Consider the following 5,226-nt stretch of genomic DNA (forward strand, 5'->3'; position numbering starts at 1 on the left):
ATACCACCGAAATACAAACAGGCTTTAATAACGCAACCTTCTACTTTCAGCGTCAATTAAAAATGGGTGTATTACCGGTATTCGCGACTGTGCGATTCTAGCCGTCTTCTTTTCATGCGGTTTGCGGCGAAACGACATCACAACCCTTAGCTTAAAAAGTATTAATGAACAGGCCAAGCTGATATTTGTGGCCCAGAGTAAAGGCAGGCAAGACCGGATAGTCCCTATCGCGCCAGAAGCGCTAGAGCTGGTCACCTATTACAGAGATAACATCCGCCCCAAACTAATGAATTTTTCGTCGGGCGACTATTTGTTTTTGAATAACAGCGGTCTGCAATACACCGGAGGGCAAATTACCGAGTTGATCAATAAGTATAAACGTCGGGCTGGTGTGTCCAAGCCGGGAGCGAGTAATCTATACCGGCATACGACGGCGACGACTCTACTTGATAACGGTGCAGACTTGCTGACCGTACAGAAGGTACTAGGCCATGCCAGCGTGTCTACGACACAGATTTACACTCACGTTGCTGTGCGTAAAATGAGTGATGACTACCAGAAGTTTCACCCAGCGGTGCAGAATTCCTCCTTATACATCCCTTTCAATCACCCGATAGCGCAATCCAGATTTTAGCTACTGCTAAGCAGGATGAAGGAGAAATTGAGTCTTTCCGTATTTATATAACACTATTTTTTTAACCGCATTTTCATCAGAGGCCTTTTGCGATAGCTTCGATAGCTTGGCAATAGACTTTATCTTAATGGTTTCCACATTATGCTGAAAACGCCTCAGCTCACTGATAGAGCACATTCTCTCAGCACTGGAAAGCAAACCGCTTCTCATTATTAGTTGCTCTTTTTCTGGTGAAATTAATGATATCAGTTGTTTGATTTTATCTATTTTTTCATGAAGATGTGTTATCGCATCTTGCTCTGTGTGAACACTGAAACGTTTCCACACAGGCTCATGGTGTGAAACACGGTTTCTAAACTCCCTAATAGTTTTTACCAAATCTTTTGTTGAAGAAAGCATATTTGCTGCCCTTGATGTCGGCCACACACCTCGAAAAACAGAGCCTAATCGAGAAGGCCAGATTAAATTCGGCCCCATGAACTCATGATCTAAAATGAACTCCCACGTTGAAAATTCCGTTTTGGCTATGATTTCATGATGTGTTGGCCTTGCATTACGGATACTGTAACGATCTCGCTTGTCCCGCCTAACTTGGTCATATGCCTTTGAGAAATTCTGCTTTATTGCAGAAACCACGAAAGGCTCATTACCTCCGTGGGAGAAAGACTTATAGTGCAATCGGTTTTGGCTCCACCAAAATCGTCCTAAGCTTTTGGTTAAGGCAGTATCAATTGAGTTTCTGAGAGTCACTTCAACGGTAGTTAGCAGAGGATATAGAGATGCGCAAACATGCATGTTCCAAATATACGCCCCAACCAGCTCAACATCATCTGCATGCTTGAACACGGATGCGTAGCTGTTAAGCCTTTCATTTGTGATAAGCTCGTCGATAAGGAATGGGCGATAATTAATACTTCTTGGCATCCGATGCTTCTTCTCTTATAGGTATTGAGATATTGACGAGGGCGTCAATTGGGCATAAACTGTAACACAAGGTTGGCGTCTGGTTCCAATGAGCAAATTAGCTTACGACCATTCGTAAAGACCTCAAGTTTTCGCCCCGGCCTAGAGCCGGGGTTTTCATTTATACAGCCTAATAAATCCCTCTCAAGTCTCATCCCTTAGTCAACAGCTTAATAATATTTGGTTATTGATTGAGCAAGTGTACATTAGTAACATCAAACGAAGTAATTTCGTAACCAATTGTTCTTTAATAGCTTAACTCTTTATTGACGTACTCATCGTACTCCCCAGCCATTCATATGAACGGTCGGGCGTATGATTACAACCTTGGTAGGTTCCTTAGTGTTGACCCTGTAATTCAGTCGCCGAGCAATAGCCAGAGTATGAACCCTTATTCATACATAATGAATAACCCGTTGGCTGGGACAGATCCGACAGGGTATATGGGTTGTGCGGCATCGAAGATTGATACTGTTTGTGCGAATACGGATGCGAATCACGGTGGTTTTGCAGAGCCGGGGACTATACCTTCAGGTATCTCATCTGGAGGTGCAGGGAAAGGAAATGGTGAACAACCTCAGTCCTCCATAAAAGGTTATGCGCAATTTTCAACTACGGAGATTGGTAAAACAAAAGGCGCATGCGGCAGAGCGGATAGTTCGGGATGTAACTATAGAAGTAGCCAACGAAAAAATATCGGTAATACTGATATAGGAGAAATTGTTAGGGACAAATATCCTCTCTCAACAATTCTTGATAATGCCCCGGTTACCGGTGCAATTAAGGGCATTGTAGAGGCGGTACAAGACCCCACAGCAATCAATATTGCAGCTGCGGGTGCTGGAGCCGTTCCCGTTGTTGGTCCACTTGCCTCCAAGATATTGAAAAAAATAAAGCATATTAGAAATAATGCTGAGAGTGTTACAAAGAAGGTAGATGACTATGTAGATCTTGCCTCTTCTCAGCGTCGTAGACATATCCTTGACGGTGATGCCACGGGTGGTGGGCATAGACCTGGTACTGGCAAGCCAGGAAAGAGTGAGTTTCCTCAAGGCTGGTCAGATGATAAAATTATGCATGAAATATCTGACATTGCGACTGACCCAAATGCAGTAACTCGTACTGGGCGTGGCGGGCGAACGATTACGGAAGGAACGCGCGATGGGATTGATATCAGAGTAATTCAGGAACGCAACGGAGATATTGTCTCAGGGTTCCCGACTAACGTGCCGAGGAATCCATGATGACTACTTACGATTATCAATCTATCGAAAACCTGTTGTTACGATTGCTTGATCTGTTGTTAAAAATATTCACCAACTCTGAAAGAAATGAAGTGCAGGATTTCATTGATGCTGGCGAATATGGACTGGCTTTAGAGACCTTGGTTGATATCGTGATTGAGGAGAACAAGCAGATTTCTGGTGAGGCTTTTGCTCTTGTCTGTGAGTTGGCAGATGTAATGCAATTGGACAAAAAAGTGTTTGAAGAGAAACTGCGCGGCCATGTAACTGATAGCTAAGTTTAAATGTTACAACTTCAGGGTCACCCATTAGCCTCTCGGAGTCAATAGAGTAACCAAACCCGCGCGCACGGTTAAGTGCGCGTATCTTTTCACCCCTGCAAACCTATAACTGTCGCATTTTAGTTCTCATTGGTGGTTGCGATGTATCGCACCAGTCACCCATCAGGATCAAGGCTTAGAACTCACTGCGTCCGGCCCCTGGCTACTTGTAGCCCCAGAAAACCCTCTGTTCTCCCGCCAGTCCAAGTGATGCAGCGTTGCTGCGACAGAATCATGGTTTTAGAGAAAAAGGGGTCGGAGCTAATTAGCTTTTTCAGATGCAGCTACATTATACAAAAATTCACCAGTAGAGTTTATGTATAGAACATTTGATACGCCTTTTATCAATATGAGGAAGGATTGAAATTAAGGATGCTACTTAAAATATATAAAGCATATGTAAGAGGGGCGCACTTGACCACACAAAAAAAATCCCCACGTTTCGGGAAATACTTCACAAGTGCGCAGGAAGGTTTTTTTTGGGCTTTACTATTAAACCCTCTTGCATATTTTTTGGCTCGATTTCTTTTGGGAAAAGTCGAGTTTTTTGTGCCAATTTCGTTTTTTCTTGGCATCGTTATTTTTCTTTACTTAAAAAAGGTGGATAAATCAGATTATTACCCTGACAGAGAGAAGCTTGCTCTTAATAAAATTAAGAAAGAGGTTTTTATTTATAATGTAATATCTTTCTTTCTCATATTGGCTAGTTCCACTAGTATCTATTTTGCAATTGTTTATTAGTGTCTCGTTCATACGGGAAAAGGGGTGGAAAAGGGGTCGGAGCCTGAGGTATCCCCACAAAATTATTAGCTAAAACAAAAAAATGAACTCAGAAGGAACATTCATGGCGTTCGGTGATCATATCGAAAAAGGGGTCGGTGCTAATTAGCTTCGCCCCGCTCCGCTCCGCCGCGGGCCTGCCTGGCCCGCATTTGCCTAACCGCACGCCCAGTGCGAGCTCTATTTCTGTCCGAAAACGCTCGCCGCCTAATGGGTAATTGTGCGTTAAACTCTGGCGGATATTATTAAGTTCAACTGAGTTAAGTTCTGTTGAAAACAAAGTCTGGTAAGCCTCGCATCGGCTTTCGCTATTTTCGCCCAATCCAAGATAGAGCGGATGTGGCGTTGGAAAAAGAGGTCGGAGCTAATTAACTTCGCCCCGCTCCGCCGCGGGCCTACCGGGCCCGCATTTGCCCAGTCGCACACCCAGTGCGTGCTCTATTTCTGCACGAAAACGCTCGCCGCCTAATGGATAATTGTGCGTTAAACTCTGACGGATAGTGTCAACTTCATGCGAGCTGAGCTCTGTTGTAAACAGTGCCTGGTAAGCCTCGCATCGACTTTCGATGTTGTCGCCCAATCCCAGGTAGAGCGGATGTGGGGTCAGACAACCAATCGGTTTTCCTAATCCATGATGCTGATAGCTTGACCAGTGATACTGCGCCGGATGCTGCACCATCTTTGCCCGTACCGGATTCAGCTCTATGTAACGCTGACATTGCAGTAAATAGCGCTCACTGTCTATCAGGCTGGCTTTATGGCGTCCCTCAAACAAGGTGCCACTGCGTCTGTAGTGTTTGTTAACATAACGCACATAATCTCGTCCTACACCCTGCATCACACGGGAGATCCCCTCTGTATCATCTGGCGTCAGGAGCAAATGCACATGATTGGTCATTAATACAAAAGCATGTAATTGCACGCTATAGCGCTGCAGTGCCGCCTGCAGGCTGTTTATGTAAAAGCCAAAATCTTCATCACAGAAAAAACATGCCTGGCGATTGTTACCGCGCTGCACGATGTGGCAAGGAATATCTTTGAGATAAAACCGGGGCTTTCGAGCCATATTAATAATCCGCGGTTACTATTTTGCAACAAGTCTAGACTACTACCTGTTTATTAGCTCCGACCCTTTTTCCTCCAGTTTTAATGCCTATGGTTTACCGCTAACGTTAACAGAAACAGCAGATCAGGCGGACGAAAGACGTAGCCGCACCACCACGCTGGAGTATGGCGATACCGTTGCCCGCGCCGATGGTGCCTTTGTCTATCGCACCACTAACCC

5 protein-coding genes are annotated in these 5,226 nt (G+C 44.7%); 3 read left to right on the forward strand and 2 right to left on the reverse strand.

Annotation, left to right across the window (positions count from 1 at the left end):
• Window positions 1-79 precede the first annotated feature (79 nt).
• Complete coding sequence (locus MN202_RS20285) at window positions 80-634, forward strand: tyrosine-type recombinase/integrase (protein WP_335737959.1); 555 nt, start codon at window positions 80-82, stop codon at window positions 632-634.
• Between the two features lie 6 nt (window positions 635-640).
• Here the strand turns inward: MN202_RS20285 and MN202_RS20290 are convergent, their stop codons facing one another.
• Complete coding sequence (locus tag MN202_RS20290) at window positions 641-1,558, reverse strand: Abi family protein (protein WP_335737956.1); 918 nt, start codon at window positions 1,556-1,558, stop codon at window positions 641-643.
• A gap of 338 nt (window positions 1,559-1,896) precedes the next feature.
• Between MN202_RS20290 and MN202_RS20620 the strand changes: the two genes are divergently transcribed.
• On the forward strand, window positions 1,897-2,841 hold the full coding sequence (locus MN202_RS20620; RefSeq protein ID WP_418334819.1) for an EndoU domain-containing protein: 945 nt from the start codon (window positions 1,897-1,899) through the stop codon (window positions 2,839-2,841).
• On the forward strand, window positions 2,841-3,119 hold the full coding sequence (locus MN202_RS20305) for a MafI family immunity protein (RefSeq protein ID WP_335737957.1): 279 nt from the start codon (window positions 2,841-2,843) through the stop codon (window positions 3,117-3,119). Before MN202_RS20620 ends, MN202_RS20305 begins: the two co-directional genes overlap by 1 nt.
• A 1,186-nt stretch (window positions 3,120-4,305) precedes the next feature.
• On the opposite strand, the gene MN202_RS20310 is transcribed toward MN202_RS20305, so the two are convergent.
• Window positions 4,306-5,007 carry a transposase gene (locus MN202_RS20310; RefSeq protein WP_335737958.1) on the reverse strand — a complete coding sequence of 234 codons (702 nt, stop codon included), beginning with the start codon at window positions 5,005-5,007 and terminating at the stop codon, window positions 4,306-4,308.
• Window positions 5,008-5,226 lie beyond the last annotated feature (219 nt).

It is taken from the genome of Rheinheimera muenzenbergensis (genome assembly GCF_036984005.1).
Taxonomy (GTDB): domain Bacteria; phylum Pseudomonadota; class Gammaproteobacteria; order Enterobacterales; family Alteromonadaceae; genus Alishewanella; species Alishewanella muenzenbergensis.